Raw genomic sequence first — 18,045 nt, 5'->3', positions numbered from 1 at the left:
TTACCCGATATCATGGAAACCTACAAACAAATCACATCGGAAATGATACAGGAGGATATCCGCTATCTGGAACTCCTCTCCCACGATTTCCCCAGCCTGGCAGCCGCCAGTACGGAAATCATCAATTTGGAAGCCATTCTCAACTTGCCCAAAGGCACAGAGCATTTCCTGGCCGACCTGCACGGAGAATATGAGGCCTTTCAGCATGTGCTCCGAAATGCCTCGGGAGCCATCAAGCGGAAAGTCAACGAGATTTTCGGCAACAACCTCCGGGAAATGGAGAAAAAGGAACTTTGTACGTTGATTTACTATCCCGAACAAAAGCTGCAACTGGTCAAGGAGGTGGAAAAAGACCTAGTCGACTGGTATGTCATCACCCTGAACCAACTGGTCAAGGTCTGCCAGAACGTTTCCTCCAAATACACCCGTTCGAAGGTCCGCAAGGCGCTGCCCGAAGAATTTTCCTACATCATTCAGGAATTGCTTCACGAAAGCACCATGGACCCCAACAAACAGGCCTACATCAATGTCATCATCCGTACCATCATTGACACACGGCGTGCCGACGATTTCATCATTGCCCTGTGCAACCTCATCCAACGGCTGACCATTGACTCCCTGCACATTCTAGGCGACATCTTCGACCGCGGTCCCGGTCCGCACATCATCATGGATACGCTTTGCGACTATCATAACTTCGACATCCAATGGGGCAATCACGACATTCTTTGGATGGGAGCCGCCTCCGGCAACGACTGCTGCATAGCCAACGTGCTCCGTCTGGCCATGCGCTACGGAAATCTCTCGGCGCTGGAAGACGGTTACGGAATCAACCTGCTTCCGCTGGCCACCTTCGCCATGGAAGCCTACGCTAACGACCCGTGCCAATATTTTGCCCCTAAAATCGCGCCGGAAAGCAGTACGTACAACGACAAGACCTTACGGCTCATCGCACAGATGCACAAGGCCATCACCATCATACAGTTCAAACTGGAAGCAGCCGCCATTCTCCGCCATCCGGAGTTTGACATGAACAGCCGACTGCTCCTGCATCACATTGACTTCAAGCGGAAAGTATTCCAGCTCGACGGGAAGGACTATGAAATGCGCGACTGCCTGTTCCCCACCATCGACCCGGAAAACCCGTACCAGCTGACGGAAGAGGAACAGGAAATCGTGCTGAAACTGCACAATTCCTTTACGGGCAGTGAGAAACTGCGCAAGCACATGAAATGCATCTTCCGCTACGGATGCATGTACAATGTATGCAACTCCAACCTGCTTTTCCATGCTTCCATGCCGATGAACGCCGACGGAACCTTGAAAGAAGTGGAAATACTGGGCAGCAAATACAAGGGTGAAGCTCTGCTGAAACGGGTAGGACAACTGATTCGTACGGCCTATTTTGCAGAAGACGACCATCCGGAAAAAGCTTTTGCCAAGGATTTCATCTGGTACCTGTGGTGCGGAAAAGATTCCCCAGCTTTCGACAAGAGCAAAATGGCAACCTTCGAACGTTATTTCCTGACCGACAAGGAAACACACAAGGAGGTGAAAGGATACTATTATACCCTGCGTGACCGGGAAGATATCTGCGACATGATTCTGGATGAGTTTGGAGTGGAAGGCGAGCACCGCCACATCATCAACGGACATGTACCCGTGAAAGCCGTGAAAGGAGAGAAACCTATCAAGGCCAACGGCAAACTGATGGTCATCGACGGAGGATTCTCCAAAGCCTATCAGCCGGAAACGGGTATCGCAGGCTATACACTGGTGTACCACTCCCGTGGTTTCCAGCTCGTGCAGCATGAACCGTTCACTTCCACCCAGAAAGCGATAGAGGAAGGACTCGACATCAAGTCGACCACGCAAATCGTAGAACTGAGCAGCAAGCGCATGATGGTGAAGGACACCGACAAGGGACGCGAACTGATGGTACAGATTGAAGACCTGAAGAAACTGCTGGTGGCCTACCAGAATGGCATCATCAAAGAAAAAGGAAGTTGATTTCAGCTGATTTACAGCATATTCCACACAAAAGAATTTCCCTCAAAAAACGCAAGGACGTTTGCCATAAAACGCACTTGCGTTTTTCCTGAAACGTACTTACGTTTTGATTCAAACGCACTTGTGTTTTCCCTAAAACGCACTTGCGTTTTTTTTATGCCCCTGCCAACCCCCTACATAAAGTCTCTATTTCACTTTTTTGCATCATTATGCATCTTTTTTTTCGCAAAACGCTTGCATATTCAAAAATAATGCGTACCTTTGCACCCGTGATTGAAAAACACTTCAACACAAAGCCAGGATGGCCCGTTCGTCTATCGGTTAGGACGCAAGATTTTCATTCTTGAAAGGGGGGTTCGATTCCCCCACGGGCTACTGAAAAAGAAATAACGCACACGGTATTCCGGTGCAGAAGGATGGCCCGTTCGTCTATCGGTTAGGACGCAAGATTTTCATTCTTGAAAGGGGGGTTCGATTCCCCCACGGGCTACAGCGGAAAGCTGTCTCATCGTTGAGACGGCTTTTTTTATGCACACAAAAAAGAGAGGTACCCAAAGCCACGACCGACTTCAAGCACCTCTCTTCCCGATTGGTAAATGAAATTATTCTTATGTCACATCGCAAGTCTTCGTCAGAAGATGACACCCAGACGGAAGCCCACCTGATTCTGTCCTTCCACATCGCAAGTCAGCGTCTGAGTCTTGTTCGTCGCATAACTGTAATAGGCAGCTATATGGAATCCCCACTTCTTTCCTGTAGGATAAATCTTCACACCAATTTCAGGAGACACGTAGAACCCCCAAGACTTGTCGTACACTCCCCCACTGCCGAAATACGTGGTATTACGGGCAAACATGGTACCCATCTTCAGCCCGATATACGGCTTCACATAGCGATTGGTTGAAAGGTTGTATGCACCCATCACTCCAAACGGTATCTGAAAAGCCGAACGCTGCTGGTCGGTAGTCAATGACTCCGTAGGCGACAACGACAAGGTCTGACGCCCCACGTACTGGTGATTGGTATGATAAGAAGCAAACAATCCCACCTCCCAACGCGGAGTCAGCTCATATCCCAGCTCAAAATTCATTCCCCATCCACTCAGCTTATCGGCAAAATCCGTAGAGAAAGGAGCGTTCATCTGCCAGTCAACCTTCAAGGTCGTCTTACTGACATCGTATTGCGAAAATCCTTTTACGGCAACTCCCAGACACATGAGAGCCACCATCGCGATTCTTTTCCATGCATTCATCTTCATTTGAAATTCCTCCTCTCGTAGTTAATTGACCGATTTAATATAAGGTGACTGCTCAAACGCCTGAACCACGGCATTCAGCAACATCCTCTGATTGAACTGTCCGCTATATTGGAATCCGGAAGCACTGGCATACCATACTACCGGAAGATTCTTCGCCGTTCCGTCTGCTCCGGCAGAAAGGTTCACCATTTCCATCACCAAGGTATTCGTATTATAGGAATAGGACACCGGATAAGGATAGTACCAGCCAGACCAAGGCCCCCAGAAACCATAGTCCCACCAGCCTCCCCAGTAGCCGCCGGAAATCACCTGCGTGGTCTGAGCCACGTAAGAAAGCTGTACGCCTACACTGGCTTCATCCTTTTTCTCCGGGTCAAGGATACGAGTGTATCCCCGGCTGTTCATTTCTTCAGCCACCTCATTAATGATGGCCTTCGCATTTTCATCCTTCCAGTAAGTGGCACGATGGCCTCCTGCTTCCAGGATACTGTCGGGCAAGAAATAAGTCTTGTAACTACCAAAGTCGGCATCTTTGTCATAATCGGTATACACCACCAGATTCGCGTCGAGCTTGTTCATATCAGGATCTTTCTCACATGCCGACAATCCCAATAACAGGCACGCAAAAAATAAGATTTTCCTCATAATTCATTTCCAATTTTTAGAGTGAACGTCCTTTAAAAACCGAACTCCTGAAAGACGGAAGTATAACCCCGGTCAAAGTCAGGCGGTTCGAATTAAAATTCGGCGAGATAGTCACAGTGGCACTGTTCGTTCCTTTGGGCATGCTGATGTCCAGGCGAGCCGAAATTCCCGTTCCCATCACGTTCATGGACAGATAGGTCGTTCCTTTCTTATCGGTTTTCACCTCATAGGAAGACACCGTTCCATCGACCGTCACACCTCCCAGTCCGTTAGGACCTGCAGCCGGAATGTTGAAAGCCACCTGTACCACGGCATTCTCTCCATCTACCGATACAAAGTTGGTGTTCGAAGTCACGTAAGCCGTCTGCCCGTACTTGAATACCACCCGGTCTGCTTCAAGAGTGAATTTCTTTGCATTGACAGCCTCCACTGCCTCCGCATGCTGGATACTGTCCATTTTTTCCTGAAGCGCTTTCTTTTCAGCCTTTGTCAATTCAACTTCCTGAGCCTGGATATGTCCAGCCATTAAGGCCAGAGCACATATCAAAATAGATACCATTTTTTTCATAAGTCTGTTACTTTAAAAGTTTACATCTAATAAACAAACATATCGCCTGTTTGCTGCACAAAACCTGTTTAAAAAAGTATAACGTATTTCCCGATTTTCAAATAAAATTATTATCTTTAGAATATATAAAGGAATAATATATCAGCCAACCTTAAAAAAAAGAACTATGACACACATCAGCGAAATTACCCTATTGATTGCTGTCATTGCATTGGCCCTCTGGCCCATCGTGCTGTTCATCTTGCGTTTCTGGCGCGAACGTCGCAAACAGCTGGAACATATCGAAAGAATGACGAAGGACGAACTGGACGAAATCACCACAAAAGATCTCGTCATTAGCGTACTGAAGAAAATTGGCTGCCAGCCGAAAGTAAATGAGGAAAATCACATCACCTTCCAATACCAAGGAGACGATTTCTACATCGCCGCCGAAGAAGAAAACCGCTTCATCATGATATGGAATCCTTGGTGGGGCTCCATCAATGCCGACAATGAAGCCCTGCCTTATCTGAAAGAAATCATCAACCTGGCCAACGTAAACTCACTGGTCACTACAGTATATATGGCCGACGAGGACGAAAAGACCATCGGACTGCATTCCCGTTGCCACACCTTCTTCTCGCCCAACGAAGGAGAGCTGGAAGAACACATGAAAATGCTGCTCGACTATTTTTTCGACATGCACAATGTAATCAAGGACAACATGAACCAGCTGGGGCAGGCTGCCATCAATGAGGAGGAAAAGAAGGAGCGCGTGAAAGTGAAAGGCTTCTCCGCCTACAAGGAAAACACCATGCCTATTGAGACGAAGAAGGGAGAGGAAGAGAACAAGAAGGAGTAGCAGACGATTCATCGGGCTTGCGCATGCTGAACTCACAACCGCAATACTGCTGGTTGTAGAAATTATATTCCTTGATAATGGCGATGCGGCGCTCACTGAGTCCTCCTTTGCGCCAATTCTGTTCCCACCACGTGACATCCGGATAGGAAGCCACAGCCCAACGTCCGGCTTCGTTTATCTGGTCCAGACTTTTCCAGCGCGAGGAAGCCAGCGTAGTGGTTATCACCGAAAAGCCGTGTTCATGGGCATAACGGGCCGTATCGGCCAAACGCATCTTGAAACATTTCAGACAGCGGCCTCCACGCTCTGGCTCATTTTCCAGTCCGGCCACCGTACAGCGCCAGGCTTCGTGGTCATAGTCCGCATCCACAATCTCCAGCCCCAGCGACTGGGCATAACGGGTACATTCGTCCTTGCGGATGATATATTCCTCCAGCGGATAGATGTTCGGATTGCAATAATAAATGGTAGGACGCACCCCATGCTGCATCAGGCATTCAATAATGGCCGATGAACAAGGTGCACAGCAAGTGTGTAGCAACACCTTATCTGCCCCACCGGGCACCTCCAGTTCAAATTTTTTCTTTTTCATCGCTTCCTCCCTTTTTATGCACACGATTCAGACGATTCATCCGTATAGGCCGCAAACAACGGTTGCAGGATTTCCGGCACCTCCACTCCTTCGTCGCGTATGCCTTTCAGGCAACAGAACGCCTCATCGGTCAACGAAAAATACATCTCCCTCTTGTCCTTCTCACCCAGGGTACGCACCAGCAGGTTACGTTCTTCCACCGCCCGAATTACCTTTGAAGCATGCGAAGGGGTCAGTCCGGTACGTTCTACAATCGTGCGGGCTGCCACCTGCTCCTTACCGATGGCACACAGCACCATGGCCTCGTTCAAAGACACCCCATGCGCCTGCAGCAAGTGCGATTCAAGATCAGAGAGAGCCCGGAAGAGCTCTCTCATCACACAGATACATTTTATTTTTTCCATACGTTAAATAAACAGATTGACATTGGCTTCTTCGGCACGGTCCATATAAGTGGCTACCCCACCAATGGTCACGTTGTCCCGCAGCTCTTCTTTCTTGACGCCCATCACGTCCATCGACATCTGGCAGGCAATAAACTCTACTCCGTTGTCAATGGCCTGCTGACGAAGCGATTCCAAGGAATCGATGCCTTTCTTCTGCATGATGTAACGCATCATCTTCGAACCCATACCGCCCATGTTCATCTTCGAAAGCTTCAGTTTCCGTGAACTGGAGGGAAGCATCATGCCGAACATTTTTCCAAAAATGTCTTTCTGCACTGCCGGCTTCCGTTCCTTCTTGATGGCATTCAGTCCCCAGAAGGTAAAGAAAATGGTCACTTTCTTTCCGGTAGCCGCCGCGCCGTTAGCCAGCACAAAGGTAGCCAAAGTTTTGTCAAGGTCATCGCTGAAAAGAATGAAAGTTTTTCCCTTCTCTTCCGGTGCCCGGCGGACAGCCTCCATGGCACAGGCCGTGGCCTTCTCTACCAGCACTTTATAGATTCCTCCTTCCGACTTAGAAGACAGGAAACGATTCCCGGTGGTACGGCACCACGCCTCGGCATCGCGCGGAAAACCTGCATCCGTGGTATGAATTTCCATCTGCTCCCCGGCTTTCAGTTCCTCCATCCCCTTCTTCAACCGCAAAATCGGGCCCGGACACTGGATGCCGCAAGCATCTACCACATGTACCTTCTTGCAATCCGTGGTTCCTTCGGCCGTGTCACAAGTGCAGACCACCTCGCATGCCTCATCCGGCTGACAGACCGGAGTAACTGCCGCATTGTAGGTCTTGATACCGCCAATCAGGTTACGCACATCCTTGTAACCATTATCTTTCAGAATATTGGATGCCAGATACCCCCGCAGTCCCACGCCACAATACAGGAACACCGGCTTGTCCGACGGGATTTCCTTCATCCGCTGACGCATCTCATCCAAAGGTACATTGACCGCTCCGGCAATGTGTCCCAGTTCATACTCGTCTTTCGTGCGGACATCGACCAAGGTCACCTTCGTCAAATCGGCCTGTTGCAATTCTCTCCAGTAGAGCGGAGTCATCTTGCCGCTCAAGATATTTCCGGCCACATAGCCCGACACGGCTACCGGATCTTTGGCAGAAGAGAAAGGAGGTGCATAGGCATGTTCCAGTTGCATCAAGTCATAGACCGTACCTTTCTGCTTGATGACCAGCGCATATTCATCAATGCGTTTGTCCACACCATTGTATCCCACAATCTGTGCCCCGTACAACCGTCCGTCTTCCGGAGAGAAGGTGATCTTGATATCCATCTGCAAAGCTCCCGGATAGTATCCGGCATGGGAACCGGAGTGGATGGTAGCCGACAAGTACGGAATGCCGAACGCCTTCAAACGTTTGGCGGGAAGTCCGGTAGAAGCCACAGTCAAATCGAACACCTTGGCAATGGCCGTACCAATGGAGCCCTCGTATTTCACTTTATTGCCAAACGTCATGTTATCGGCTACGATACGTGCCTGACGGTTGGCCGGCCCTGCCAGAAAATTCAGCCAAGGCTTGCCCGTAATCGGATGCGGATATTCAATGGCATCGCCTACGGCATAGACAGACTCATCGGAAGTCTGCAAGTATTCATTCACGTAGATACCCTTCATTTCGCCCAACTTCAATCCGGCTTCCACGGCCAGACGAGTCTCTGCCCGTACACCGATGGAAAGAATCACCAGCTGTGCCTCAGCCTGCAAACCCGACTGGAACTTCACCTTCAACCCGGACGCTGTTTTTTCAAAGGCTTCTACCGCCTGCTTCAAGTACAGTTTGACACCTTTCTGCTGCAGATGAGTGTGTACCAAAGCCGCCATGGAGAAATCCACCGGTCCCATCACCTGGTCGGCCATCTCCACCACGGCTACCTCTATCCCTGCATGATGCAAGTTCTCGGCCATCTCCAGTCCGATGAAACCACCTCCTACGATGACGGCTTTCTTCACCTCATGGCCCTGCATGTAGTTCTTGATACGGTCGGTATCTGCCACATTTCGCAGAGTAAAGATTCCTTCACTATCAATTCCGGGCAAAGGAGGACGAACCGGAGAAGCCCCCGGAGAAAGCAACAGTTTATCATAGGTTTCTGTGTACTCCTTCCCTTCCGAAGTGCGCACTTTCACTTCCTTGCGGGCCGTATCGATAGCCATCACTTCCGAACGTACCCGCACATCGATATGAAAACGTGCGGAAAAGGCTTCAGGAGTCTGCACAAACAAACGGTTACGGTCTTGAATCACCCCACCTATATAATAAGGCAAACCACAATTGGCATAAGAGATGTATTCCCCGCGTTCAAACAAAATAATTTCGGCCTTTTCCGTGTTTCTCCGAATACGGGCAGCTGCAGTGGCTCCACCTGCTACCCCACCTACAATGACGTACTTCATAGCTATTTCTTTTCTTTGTTATTATTTTCTATTGGAAACTATTTGCAAAGAAAAGAAATAATCGAGAAAAGAATAAATTTCCAATGGAAAATATTTTTCAATTAAGGATTATTAAGAGAATGTAGGAAAATTCTCACGCCAGTTTCTGGTAAGCCAAGCGAGGAGTACCGTTGCTTACATAGATAATACCGCAATACACAAATCCCATTGATTGCACTAGGTTCTGCATCACCCTGTTATCAGCATGTGTATCCACCCGCAAGCAAGGCCATTGGCTGAAACACCAGTCGATACACAGTTTCCCGATACCGTGACAAGAACCGTCGGAGGCCAAGCGATGAATCACATAATAAGGAGAATCGTCTTTCCATTCCCCTTTCTCAATATGAGCATACGTAGGGTCGGGACCTTGAATGAAACAGAAAGTGGCCACCGTCTTCCCCTCCTTGGTGACACACACGTAACAATGAGCGTCCTCTATTTCTTTCTGTATCAGTTCACGCTGCGGATAACCGTTAATCCACTGATTCGGGTTTCCCGTACGACACATAAAACGACGGGCTTCTTCAAATATTTCCATCAAACGATCCAAGTCTGCCAGTGAGGCCTTGCGTATTTGCAAATCCATAAATCTCCTTTTTTCGACATAAATCGACACAAAACTAATGTTTTCTTTCGTTTTCCGGGCGAATATGCTTGTTTTTTTAAAATATTATTGTACCTTTGCCACGCTTTCAAGCAATAATGGGGCATTAGCTCATCTGGCTAGAGCGTTTGACTGGCAGTCAAAAGGTGGCAGGTTCGAGTCCTGTATGCTCCACTTTTCTTTTCCCACCCCGTGGGAGCTTTCCCTGATAATCTATAAACAAACCTTGCTCCCTTATTCATCCACACATTATTATGTACAGCATTTTAATCATAGAAGACGATAAAAGGGTGGCCGACCTTCTGAAAACCGGATTGGAAGAAAACGGTTATACCACCTTCGTGGCATACGACGGTGCCATGGGACTTCGACTTTTTCAGTCACATGCTTTCCAACTGGTCATTTCGGATATCATCCTCCCCAAACTGAACGGATTCGAGCTTTGCAAGGAAATACGCAAGCTCAACGCACAGATTCCCATCCTCATGCTGACGGCCCTCGGCTCCACGGATGACAAGCTGGACGGATTCGATGCCGGAGCAGATGATTACATGGTCAAACCTTTTGATTTCAGGGAACTGAATGCCCGCATAAAAGTTCTGCTGAAGCGGAAAAATGAAGCGGAGAATCCGGTTTCTCCTCCCGACAAACTGAATTACAAGGATTTGCAAGTGGACACCAGCCGCAGGGAAGTTACCCGCCAAGGTATTCCTATCCGTCTCTCCCCTAAAGAATATAACCTGCTGACCTATATGGTACAGCATCCGGAAAGAGTAATCAGCCGGGTGGAAATAGCCGAAAAGGTATGGAATACCCACTTTGATACCGGTACCAATTTTATTGATGTATATATCAATTACCTGCGCAAGAAAATAGACAAAGACTTCGACACCAAACTGATTCACACCAAACCCGGAATCGGATTTATTCTTACCGACGAAAAGCCATGAAGATAAAGACCACCCTGACACTCAAAAATACCGGAGTCATAGCCGTGGTATTTCTGTTGTGCATGAGCCTGATTTACCTGGTCAGCGAACACATCCGGAGCAACACTTTCTTCCACAACCTGAAAAGTGAGGCTGTGACCAAAGCACACCTTTTCCTGCAAGACCAGGTAGATGCCCGCATCATGCAGTCCATCTATCTGAACAACAAAGAGTTTATCAATGAAGTGGAAGTGGCAGTCTATACCCCCGACTTCCGCATGCTTTACCACGATGCCGTCGAGAATGACATTATCAAGGAAAGTCCGGAAATGCTCACTCGTATTCTTCACGAAAAAGAAATAGAATTCCACATCGGAAAGTACCAGGCCATCGGGATGGTCTATCCCTTTCAAGGAAAGGATTACATTGTGACCGCCGCAGCTTACGACGGTTACGGCCATACCAACCTGCTGGAACTTCAGAAGACCTTAATCATTCTGTTTCTCTTCGGACTGCTGCTCTTGTTCGTGACCTGTTATTTTCTGGTACGGGCTTCTTTGAAGCCCATTCGGGAAATCGTAAGGGAAGTGGAGAATATCACGGCTTCCCATATTGACCGGCGATTACCGGTGAGAAACGAGAAAGACGAACTCGGAGAACTGAGTCTGGCCTTTAATGACTTGCTGGAACGCCTGGAAATTTCATTCAATTCACAGAAAATGTTTGTCAGCAACGTATCCCACGAGATGAGAACACCGTTGGCTGCCCTGATAGCCGAACTGGATTTAGCCTTGCAAAAGGAACGGACAGAAGCGCAATACCGCCAAGCCATGCAAAACGTATTACAGGATGCACGACGCATGACCAAACTGATTGACGGACTCCTCAATCTGGCCAAGGCGGATTACCAGAAAGAGCAAATCAAGATGCACGAAATCCGGCTCGACGAACTGCTGCTGGACACCCGGGAACTGCTCCTGCGGGCCCACCCGGAATACCATATCGAACTGATTTTCGAACAGGAAGATGCCGAAGACGACCGGATGATTACCGTCATGGGCAACTCCTACCTGCTGAACATCGCCTTTGCCAACCTGATTGAAAACAACTGCAAGTATTCGGAAAACAAATCCTCCTTCGTCCAAATCTCCTATTGGGACAAATGGGCGATTATCCGCTTGTCCGACAATGGGATTGGCATATCGGACAAAGAAAAAGAGCAGATTTTCACCTTATTCTACCGAGGGGAACAAGACAAGCAGACAGAAGGACACGGCATCGGCATGGCACTTGCCCAAAAGATTATCGGGCTTCACCAAGGACATCTTGCTGTACATTCCAAGCAAGGAGAAGGCACAACCTTCACCATTGAGCTACCTCATATCTAAAAGTTTCTTATTCAGCTTCCACACCACACTATCAGAAAGACGGCCGGAAACAACCGGCAGGATTCTAATAGTTTTCTAATACCACTCTAATTATCCTCTAACAGGCCCTGCCAGCAGTATCGCTTACTTTTGCCGTGCGAAAAGGAAACAGAGTAATCACCCTATGAATTCAGGTATTATGTGGAAAAGAAGAAAAAGTAAGGAAACAAGCACATTCAATGCTGAAAAGGTATTTTTGGCAGCTACCCAGCCTCTCAACACCGTATGCAATTATTTCCAGACCAGCAAAAACGGACTGACATCCGAAGAAATCGAGAACCGGCAATCCATCTATGGAACGAATGAGGTAGCACACGAACAGAAGAAGAATCCGGTTTCCACCTTCATCAAGGCCTTCATCAACCCTTTCATCGGCGTACTGACCGTGCTGGTGGTCATTTCTTTCGTACTCGATGTCCTGCTGGCCAACCCCGGAGAACAGGATTGGACGGCCATCTTCATTATTCTGACGATGGTGATTGCCAGTACCATCCTCCGCTTCTGCCAGGAATGGAAAGCCAACGCTTCGAGCGAAGCTTTGCTCAAGATGGTCACGAACACCTGCTACGTGAGACGTGCCGGCCAGCACGATGAAGAAATCAACATCACAGAACTGGTACCGGGGGATATCGTCATGATTGCCGCTGGCGACATGATACCAGCCGACCTCCGTATTATCGAAGCAAAAGACCTGTTTGTCAGCCAGTCATCCTTGACAGGGGAATCGGACCCGATTGAAAAGCGCCCGGAAACAAATGCGAACAAACACCGCAAAGGCAGTGTCATAGAACTTGAAAACATCTGTTTCATGGGCTCCAACGTAGTCAGCGGTTCGGCCACCGGCATTGTCATTGCCACCGGAAACGACACTTACCTGGGCACCATCGCCCGCAGCATTGCCGGACACCGTGCCGCCACCGCTTTCGACAAAGGAATCAGCAAAGTCAGCTTCCTGCTCATACGCTTCATGCTCATCATGATTCCCTTCGTGTTTCTGGTCAACGGAGTGACCAAAGGCGACTGGTTGGAAGCTTTTATCTTTGCCGTATCGGTAGCCGTGGGCCTCACGCCGGAAATGCTTCCGATGATTGTGACGGCCAACCTTGCCAAAGGAGCCGTAGCCATGTCCAAGAAAAAAACCATCGTAAAAGACTTGAATGCCATTCAGAACTTCGGGGCCATGAACATTCTCTGTACCGACAAAACCGGTACCCTCACCTGCGACCAGATTGTATTGGAAAAATACATCAATGCCGACGGGAGCAGCGATGAAAGCCGCCGTATTCTGCGTCATGCCTATTTCAACAGCTTCTTCCAGACCGGATTGAAAAACCTGATGGACAAGGCCATCCTGTCGCACGTCAAGGAACTGTCATTGGAATACCTGAAAGACAACTATGTCAAGGTGGACGAAATACCGTTTGATTTCACCCGGCGGAGAATGTCGGTCGTGGTGGAAGACCGACAAGGAAAACGACAGATTATCACCAAAGGTGCCGTAGAAGAGATGCTGGCCATCTGCTCACATGCCGAATTCGACGGAGAGGTACATCCCATGACGGAAGCCCTGAAACATAAGGCACATCGTATCATCGAACAGATGAACAAGCAAGGCATGCGGGTCATTGCCGTAGCGCAGAAAAGCTACCTCGACAAAGCGTGCGACTTCTGTGTGGAAGATGAAAAAGAGATGGTACTGATTGGCTATCTGGCCTTTCTGGACCCACCCAAGCAATCGGCAGCCAAGGCCATACAGCAATTGCATGAACACGGGATTGAGGTCAAAATCTTGTCTGGAGACAACGATGCTGTGGTGCGTACCATCGCCCGGCAAGTGGGTATCAACACTACCAACGCACTCAGCGGCCCTCAACTGGCCGACTTGAATGAGGAGGAAAAGATGAAAGCAGTACGCGAGACGACCGTCTTCTCCAAACTGACTCCCGTGCAGAAAACGGAAATCATCACCCTCCTCCAAGCACAGCAAAATACCGTCGGCTTCCTAGGTGACGGTATCAACGATGCGGCAGCCCTCCGCCAGTCGGACATCGGAATCTCGGTCGACTCAGCCGTAGACATTGCCAAGGAAAGTGCCGACATCATTCTGCTGGAAAAGAGCCTGATGGTATTGGAAGACGGGGTACTGGAAGGAAGAAAGACCTTCGGCAACATCACCAAATACATCAAGATGACCGCCAGTTCCAATTTCGGCAACATGTTCAGTGTCATGGCAGCCAGTGCCTTCCTGCCCTTCCTGCCCATGCTTCCCATTCATCTGCTGATTCAGAACCTGCTGTATGATATTTCGCAGACCACCATCCCCTTCGACCGGATGGATGCGGAATACCTCCGGAAACCCCGGAAATGGGACGCCTCCGACCTGAGCCGCTTCATGATTTTCATCGGTCCCATCAGTTCCATCTTCGACATCATCACCTATCTGGTGATGTGGTTCGCCTTCGGCTGTCAGAGCATGGAGCATCAGACCCTCTTCCAGTCCGGATGGTTCATCGAAGGCCTGCTGTCGCAAACACTGATTGTACACATGATACGTACGCGGAAAGTGCCGTTCATACAAAGCCGTGCCTCCTGGCAGGTAACCGGACTGACCCTGCTCATCATGGTTACTGGCATCCTGATTCCCTTCATCCCGTTTGGGACCTCCATTGGTCTGGAAGCTTTGCCTGCAAGCTATTTCCCCTGGCTGTTCGGCATCCTGCTTTCCTACTGCGTACTGACACAACTGATTAAGAACTGGTACATCCATCGTTTCACCAAATGGTTATGACAAAACTTATCAAATACATACTGGTCATTGCAACGGTATCCCCCTGCCGTTGCTTTGCCCAGAAACTCCTGATAAATTATACCACCGAACTACAGAGCGATTTCAAGAAAGGAACCAACTGGGTGAATTTGTTACGGTTGGATTTTTCCGCCCCGCTAGGCCAGTCTGCCACCCTTGAAGCAGCCACCCTCAGCACGGCCAAAACCCGAGCCGAGTCTTTGGCCAACGATATGCAGACCTTTTCCAACATCGAAGAAGACAATCATCCGCTGGCCGTGGCCATACTGGGCATCCGGCAGCCAATGGGAAACTCCAGCCTGTTCATCGGCATCCGTAACCTAAACGAAGACTATTTCACTTCGCCGGCCACAGCCCTGTTCACCAACAGCTCATGCGGCATCTTTCCCACCTTGTCGGCCGATTATCCCATAGCCAACTATCCGGTGTCTTCCATGGGGGTACACTATGAGCTGCAACAGGCTCAATGGAGTCTGCAAGCCTCCTTATATAACGGGAAAGGCTCCTATCGCTTTACAGGAAAAGAAAATGTATTCCGTTTCTGCCCGAAGCACGACGGGATACTCTGTCTCACCTCATTCAACTACCAGCATCATGACAGCAATTATCACATGGGCTTTGCTTTACATAGCGGGATGTATCGGAATTATGCAGAAGGAGATACGGAACAAGCATCAAAAAAAGAAAAGAAAGAAATCCGGAAAATAATCTGGGGATATGCAGAACAGTCAATCACTCCCCGCCTGCAAGTGCTCTTACAGGTTTCTGCCCAATGGCACGCCAGCCAAGGATGCAAACACTATTCCGGAGCAGGCCTTGTATGGCAATGTGGAAAAACAGAAGGCGGACTATTCACCGATTACGCCCGTTTCTCCCATTCACACGAATGGGCCAGTGAATTCACTTGGAAGATTCCCTGCCTGGGCAAAGGGTTCATACAGCCCACCTTGCATCTGATTCATCAGCCGGAAGCACACTACCTGATTGGCCTGTTGCGCTTCGGATACGTGCTTCCGGCCCTCTGAATATAGAATTATTTCACTACAATCTCGTCGGTAAACAAGAATCCACCGGCTTCAGGATTGATGTCAGCCTGTACCCGCACGTAACGAGCCTCGCAAGTGCCCTCCCATGCATAATTCTGGATAGTCAGCTTTTCATCCGTAATAGGCAGCGTCGTCGTAATCGTCTTCAACAGCGTATATTCCTTTCCGTCGTCCGAAACCAGGAAGCTGACCTTCTGCGGCAGGAACACACCCGGACCTATCAACTGCATGAAGTCGATGGAAAGCTGGCGGATAGGCTGTGATTTTTCCAAATCCACCACCGCATCCATTCCCTTTCCAAGGAATCCCTGCCAGCGCAAATCGGTATAGACCCATCCCCCATGGATGCCGTTGGTCAAAGCTCCGTCTCCTCCCGCCGGATAAGAATCTGCCGCATAAGGGCGCAGATACTCTACCTTCTTGCCTTTTGCCAGATGGTTGTCGACACTCAGTGCCTCCGGACGGTTACCCACTTCATTCTTCAAGTCAAAAGTATGGTATCCCAATGAATCCAACACTTCCACTTCCTGCAAAGCCTCCGCATGGAAACGCTTCCAGTCCTTCCGCTCCGGGTTGGTCCAAGCCACCTCGGCCAATGCCAGCAAACGAGGATAAATCATGTATTCCGTATGTTCCGGCGTAGACAAATATTCCGTCCATACATTTCCTTGAACTCCCCACACACAATCCAGCTTATCTGCCGGGAAAGCCGGGGTTACAGGCTCATAAGAATATACCTTTTCCAACGGAAGATACCCTCCAATGGCTTCAGGCTGTGTGCGCGGCGCATCCTGATAACTGTCAAAATAGCAATAGGCACCCGGCGACAGAATCGTGCGCAGCCCTCTTTTCACTGACTCGGCTCCCTTATCTTCTCCGCGCCACACGGTCACAGCCGAAGTTTCATCCAACTCGCCGGTCAGTATTTCGTCCCAACCAATCATCTTGCGACCGTTCTCCCGCAAGAACTTTTCAATTCTTGAAACAAGATACTCCTGCAGTTCGCCTTCTTCTTTCATTCCTTCTTCCTTCATCCGTGCCTGACAGTCAGGACATTGTTTCCAGTGGTTCGTGCTGGCCTCATCCCCTCCGATATGAATGTATTCCGACGGGAAAAGCGCCATCACTTCCTTCAACACATCGGTCAGGAAAGTGTAAGTCAATTCTTTTCCAGGGCAAAACTCGCCCCCGGGCTTTAAATCACCCCCGCAGGCCAGCTGCGGAAGGGCAGCCAAGACTTCCTCCGAGTGAGCCGGCATCTCAATCTCCGGAATCACCGTAATATGAAGCTGACGGGCATATTCCACAATCTCTTTCACATCTTCCTGCGTGTAGTATCCTCCGGAAGCCCCCGGAGCATCCTGCCGGCAATACGTCCGTCCGCCTTTCCACCAGCTTTTCCAGTCCGGGAAAGGACGATAAGCCGTTTCGCGCGTCAGTTCCGGATATTTCTTGATTTCAATCCGCCATCCGGCCCCATCAGTCAGGTGCCAGTGGAAGCGGTTCAGTTTGTAACGAGCCAATGCATCCAGCTGTTTCTTGACAAATTCTTTGGTATAAAAATGACGTGACACATCCAAGTGCATGCCCCGGTATGCGAAACGCGGTGTATCCTCGATGGTCACTTCCGGCAACAGGAAAGTATTGTTTCCCGCCGGCTGTACCAACTGATTTATCGACTGAAAAGCATAGAACAAGCCGGAAGCAGAAGTGGCCTCCACTTGAATTCCCTTTTTCGTCACTTCCAACCGATAGGCTTCCTCCTTCATCTGCGACTGTTTCGGACTGAGCAATTTAAACACAATATCCGTCTTCCCCCTCTTTTTATAAGTCAATGCAAAAGGAGACTGACCGACATACTTTACAAAATCTTCCTTATCTGCCCCTTTCAGGTTGCATGAGAAAGAAGCATTTTTCTGAAGAACAAAATGACCATCACCCACCGCCATCTGCTGAGGGTTAGGAATGACATAACTCTCCGATACAGAAGAAGCCACGGCCGAAAACGCCATCGCCACAAAGAAATAAAGGAATAACAAGGATTTCATCTGTTGATTGTTTTATAAGGATTTTCAAATGTTTTTAAAGTTAACCATTTCCACGTTAAAAAGCAAATAAGAAAAAACATTTCTCCAGCCGATGCTTTCAACGGGCAAAAAAAATCCTCGTAAAACCTTGATTTTACGAGGATTAGTAAAACTTCAGCGGAGAGACAGGGATTCGAACCCCGGGTACCTCGCAGTACAACGGTTTTCAAGACCGCCGCAATCGACCACTCTGCCACCTCTCCAAAACTCCGATTGAGAGTTGCCTTGTTTTTCAAAGGCGATGCAAAGGTAGGCATTATTTTGGAATCCGCAAATATTTACCGCCTTTTTTGATTATTTTTTTTCATTGTCGTACCTTTGCAGCCAAGAAAAAC

General features: G+C 49.0%; 14 protein-coding genes and 4 tRNA genes. 9 read left to right on the top strand and 9 right to left on the bottom strand.

Annotated features, from left to right (window positions below; translation table 11 throughout):
- The first annotated feature begins 12 nt into the window (after positions 1 to 12).
- The 3 genes from BQ7480_RS04500 to BQ7480_RS04490 all read left to right on the top strand — a co-directional run bounded on the left by BQ7480_RS04500 (position 13) and on the right by BQ7480_RS04490 (position 2,500).
- The gene (locus BQ7480_RS04500; protein ID WP_072541885.1) at positions 13 to 2,010 is read left to right on the top strand and encodes a fructose-1,6-bisphosphatase; all 1,998 of its coding nucleotides are present in this window, start codon (positions 13 to 15) and stop codon (positions 2,008 to 2,010) included.
- A 303-nt stretch (positions 2,011 to 2,313) separates the two neighbouring features.
- Positions 2,314 to 2,385 (top strand) — tRNA-Glu (locus BQ7480_RS04495).
- Between the two features lie 43 nt (positions 2,386 to 2,428).
- A tRNA-Glu gene (locus BQ7480_RS04490) sits at positions 2,429 to 2,500 on the top strand.
- 141 nt (positions 2,501 to 2,641) lie between these two features.
- On the opposite strand, the gene BQ7480_RS04485 is transcribed toward BQ7480_RS04490, so the two are convergent.
- Genes BQ7480_RS04485 through BQ7480_RS04475 form a run of 3 tightly spaced genes read right to left on the bottom strand, consistent with a single transcriptional unit; the run spans position 2,642 to position 4,481 of the window.
- Positions 2,642 to 3,262, bottom strand: a complete 621-nt coding sequence (locus BQ7480_RS04485; protein WP_394332616.1) for an outer membrane beta-barrel protein — start codon at positions 3,260 to 3,262, stop codon at positions 2,642 to 2,644.
- A gap of 27 nt (positions 3,263 to 3,289) precedes the next feature.
- The gene (locus BQ7480_RS04480) at positions 3,290 to 3,913 is read right to left on the bottom strand and encodes a DUF4136 domain-containing protein (RefSeq protein ID WP_072541883.1); all 624 of its coding nucleotides are present in this window, start codon (positions 3,911 to 3,913) and stop codon (positions 3,290 to 3,292) included.
- Between the two features lie 16 nt (positions 3,914 to 3,929).
- Positions 3,930 to 4,481 (bottom strand): DUF4251 domain-containing protein, encoded by a 552-nt coding sequence (locus BQ7480_RS04475; RefSeq protein ID WP_072541882.1) that lies wholly within the window; start codon positions 4,479 to 4,481, stop codon positions 3,930 to 3,932.
- Between the two features lie 175 nt (positions 4,482 to 4,656).
- On the opposite strand from BQ7480_RS04475, the gene BQ7480_RS04470 reads away from it, so the two are divergent.
- Positions 4,657 to 5,322: a hypothetical protein gene (locus BQ7480_RS04470; protein ID WP_072543899.1), complete on the top strand. Its 666-nt coding sequence runs from the start codon at positions 4,657 to 4,659 to the stop codon at positions 5,320 to 5,322.
- Here BQ7480_RS04470 and BQ7480_RS04465 read toward each other — a convergent pair.
- The 4 genes from BQ7480_RS04465 to BQ7480_RS04450 all read right to left on the bottom strand — a co-directional run bounded on the left by BQ7480_RS04465 (position 5,279) and on the right by BQ7480_RS04450 (position 9,397).
- Entirely contained in the window at positions 5,279 to 5,914 is a 636-nt protein-coding gene (locus tag BQ7480_RS04465) for an epoxyqueuosine reductase QueH (protein WP_072543898.1), read from the bottom strand. The genes BQ7480_RS04470 and BQ7480_RS04465 overlap by 44 nt on opposite strands.
- Positions 5,915 to 5,928: 14 nt before the next feature.
- A complete protein-coding gene (locus BQ7480_RS04460) occupies positions 5,929 to 6,318 on the bottom strand; it encodes a MarR family winged helix-turn-helix transcriptional regulator (protein WP_072541881.1) in 390 nt (129 codons plus the stop codon).
- Positions 6,319 to 6,321: 3 nt separating this feature from the next.
- Positions 6,322 to 8,769 (bottom strand): FAD-dependent oxidoreductase, encoded by a 2,448-nt coding sequence (locus BQ7480_RS04455; RefSeq protein WP_072541880.1) that lies wholly within the window; start codon positions 8,767 to 8,769, stop codon positions 6,322 to 6,324.
- 133 nt (positions 8,770 to 8,902) lie between these two features.
- The gene (locus tag BQ7480_RS04450; RefSeq protein WP_083581755.1) at positions 8,903 to 9,397 is read right to left on the bottom strand and encodes a GNAT family N-acetyltransferase; all 495 of its coding nucleotides are present in this window, start codon (positions 9,395 to 9,397) and stop codon (positions 8,903 to 8,905) included.
- Between the two features lie 118 nt (positions 9,398 to 9,515).
- Here BQ7480_RS04450 and BQ7480_RS04445 point away from each other — a divergent pair.
- From BQ7480_RS04445 to BQ7480_RS04425, 5 genes are all read left to right on the top strand, one after another.
- Positions 9,516 to 9,589, top strand: a tRNA-Ala gene (locus tag BQ7480_RS04445).
- Positions 9,590 to 9,669: 80 nt separating this feature from the next.
- Positions 9,670 to 10,365, top strand: a complete 696-nt coding sequence (locus BQ7480_RS04440; protein WP_022352731.1) for a response regulator transcription factor — start codon at positions 9,670 to 9,672, stop codon at positions 10,363 to 10,365.
- Positions 10,362 to 11,732 carry a HAMP domain-containing sensor histidine kinase gene (locus BQ7480_RS04435; protein ID WP_072541879.1) on the top strand — a complete coding sequence of 457 codons (1,371 nt, stop codon included), beginning with the start codon at positions 10,362 to 10,364 and terminating at the stop codon, positions 11,730 to 11,732. Before BQ7480_RS04440 ends, BQ7480_RS04435 begins: the two co-directional genes overlap by 4 nt.
- A gap of 178 nt (positions 11,733 to 11,910) precedes the next feature.
- Positions 11,911 to 14,559, top strand: a complete 2,649-nt coding sequence (gene mgtA / locus BQ7480_RS04430; RefSeq protein ID WP_394332615.1) for a magnesium-translocating P-type ATPase — start codon at positions 11,911 to 11,913, stop codon at positions 14,557 to 14,559.
- On the top strand, positions 14,556 to 15,602 hold the full coding sequence (locus tag BQ7480_RS04425; protein WP_235816635.1) for a carbohydrate porin: 1,047 nt from the start codon (positions 14,556 to 14,558) through the stop codon (positions 15,600 to 15,602). The genes mgtA and BQ7480_RS04425 overlap by 4 nt, the downstream gene beginning before the upstream one ends.
- 8 nt (positions 15,603 to 15,610) lie before the next feature.
- On the opposite strand, the gene BQ7480_RS04420 is transcribed toward BQ7480_RS04425, so the two are convergent.
- Positions 15,611 to 17,671, bottom strand: a complete 2,061-nt coding sequence (locus tag BQ7480_RS04420) for a beta-N-acetylhexosaminidase (protein ID WP_072541877.1) — start codon at positions 17,669 to 17,671, stop codon at positions 15,611 to 15,613.
- Between the two features lie 157 nt (positions 17,672 to 17,828).
- A tRNA-Ser gene (locus BQ7480_RS04415) sits at positions 17,829 to 17,913 on the bottom strand.
- Positions 17,914 to 18,045 lie beyond the last annotated feature (132 nt).

It is taken from the genome of Bacteroides mediterraneensis (assembly GCF_900128455.1).
GTDB lineage: Bacteria > Bacteroidota > Bacteroidia > Bacteroidales > Bacteroidaceae > Phocaeicola > Phocaeicola mediterraneensis.
The sequence above is the reverse complement of the archived record's forward strand: the minus strand, read 5'-3'. Positions and strand labels throughout refer to the sequence as shown.

Bases quoted from the DNA above. Each gene is read 5' to 3' on its own strand.
- BQ7480_RS04420 (WP_072541877.1), bottom strand. From the start codon at position 17,671: ATGAAATCCTTGTTATTCCTTTATTTCTTTGTGGCGATGGCGTTTTCG.
- BQ7480_RS04480 (WP_072541883.1), bottom strand. From the start codon at position 3,913: ATGAGGAAAATCTTATTTTTTGCGTGCCTGTTATTGGGATTGTCGGCA.
- BQ7480_RS04440 (WP_022352731.1), top strand. From the start codon at position 9,670: ATGTACAGCATTTTAATCATAGAAGACGATAAAAGGGTGGCCGACCTT.
- BQ7480_RS04450 (WP_083581755.1), bottom strand. From the start codon at position 9,397: ATGGATTTGCAAATACGCAAGGCCTCACTGGCAGACTTGGATCGTTTG.
- BQ7480_RS04500 (WP_072541885.1), top strand. From the start codon at position 13: ATGGAAACCTACAAACAAATCACATCGGAAATGATACAGGAGGATATC.
- BQ7480_RS04475 (WP_072541882.1), bottom strand. From the start codon at position 4,481: ATGAAAAAAATGGTATCTATTTTGATATGTGCTCTGGCCTTAATGGCT.
- BQ7480_RS04435 (WP_072541879.1), top strand. From the start codon at position 10,362: ATGAAGATAAAGACCACCCTGACACTCAAAAATACCGGAGTCATAGCC.
- BQ7480_RS04465 (WP_072543898.1), bottom strand. From the start codon at position 5,914: ATGAAAAAGAAAAAATTTGAACTGGAGGTGCCCGGTGGGGCAGATAAG.
- mgtA (WP_394332615.1), top strand. From the start codon at position 11,911: ATGTGGAAAAGAAGAAAAAGTAAGGAAACAAGCACATTCAATGCTGAA.
- BQ7480_RS04460 (WP_072541881.1), bottom strand. From the start codon at position 6,318: ATGGAAAAAATAAAATGTATCTGTGTGATGAGAGAGCTCTTCCGGGCT.
- BQ7480_RS04485 (WP_394332616.1), bottom strand. From the start codon at position 3,262: ATGAATGCATGGAAAAGAATCGCGATGGTGGCTCTCATGTGTCTGGGA.
- BQ7480_RS04455 (WP_072541880.1), bottom strand. From the start codon at position 8,769: ATGAAGTACGTCATTGTAGGTGGGGTAGCAGGTGGAGCCACTGCAGCT.
- BQ7480_RS04425 (WP_235816635.1), top strand. From the start codon at position 14,556: ATGACAAAACTTATCAAATACATACTGGTCATTGCAACGGTATCCCCC.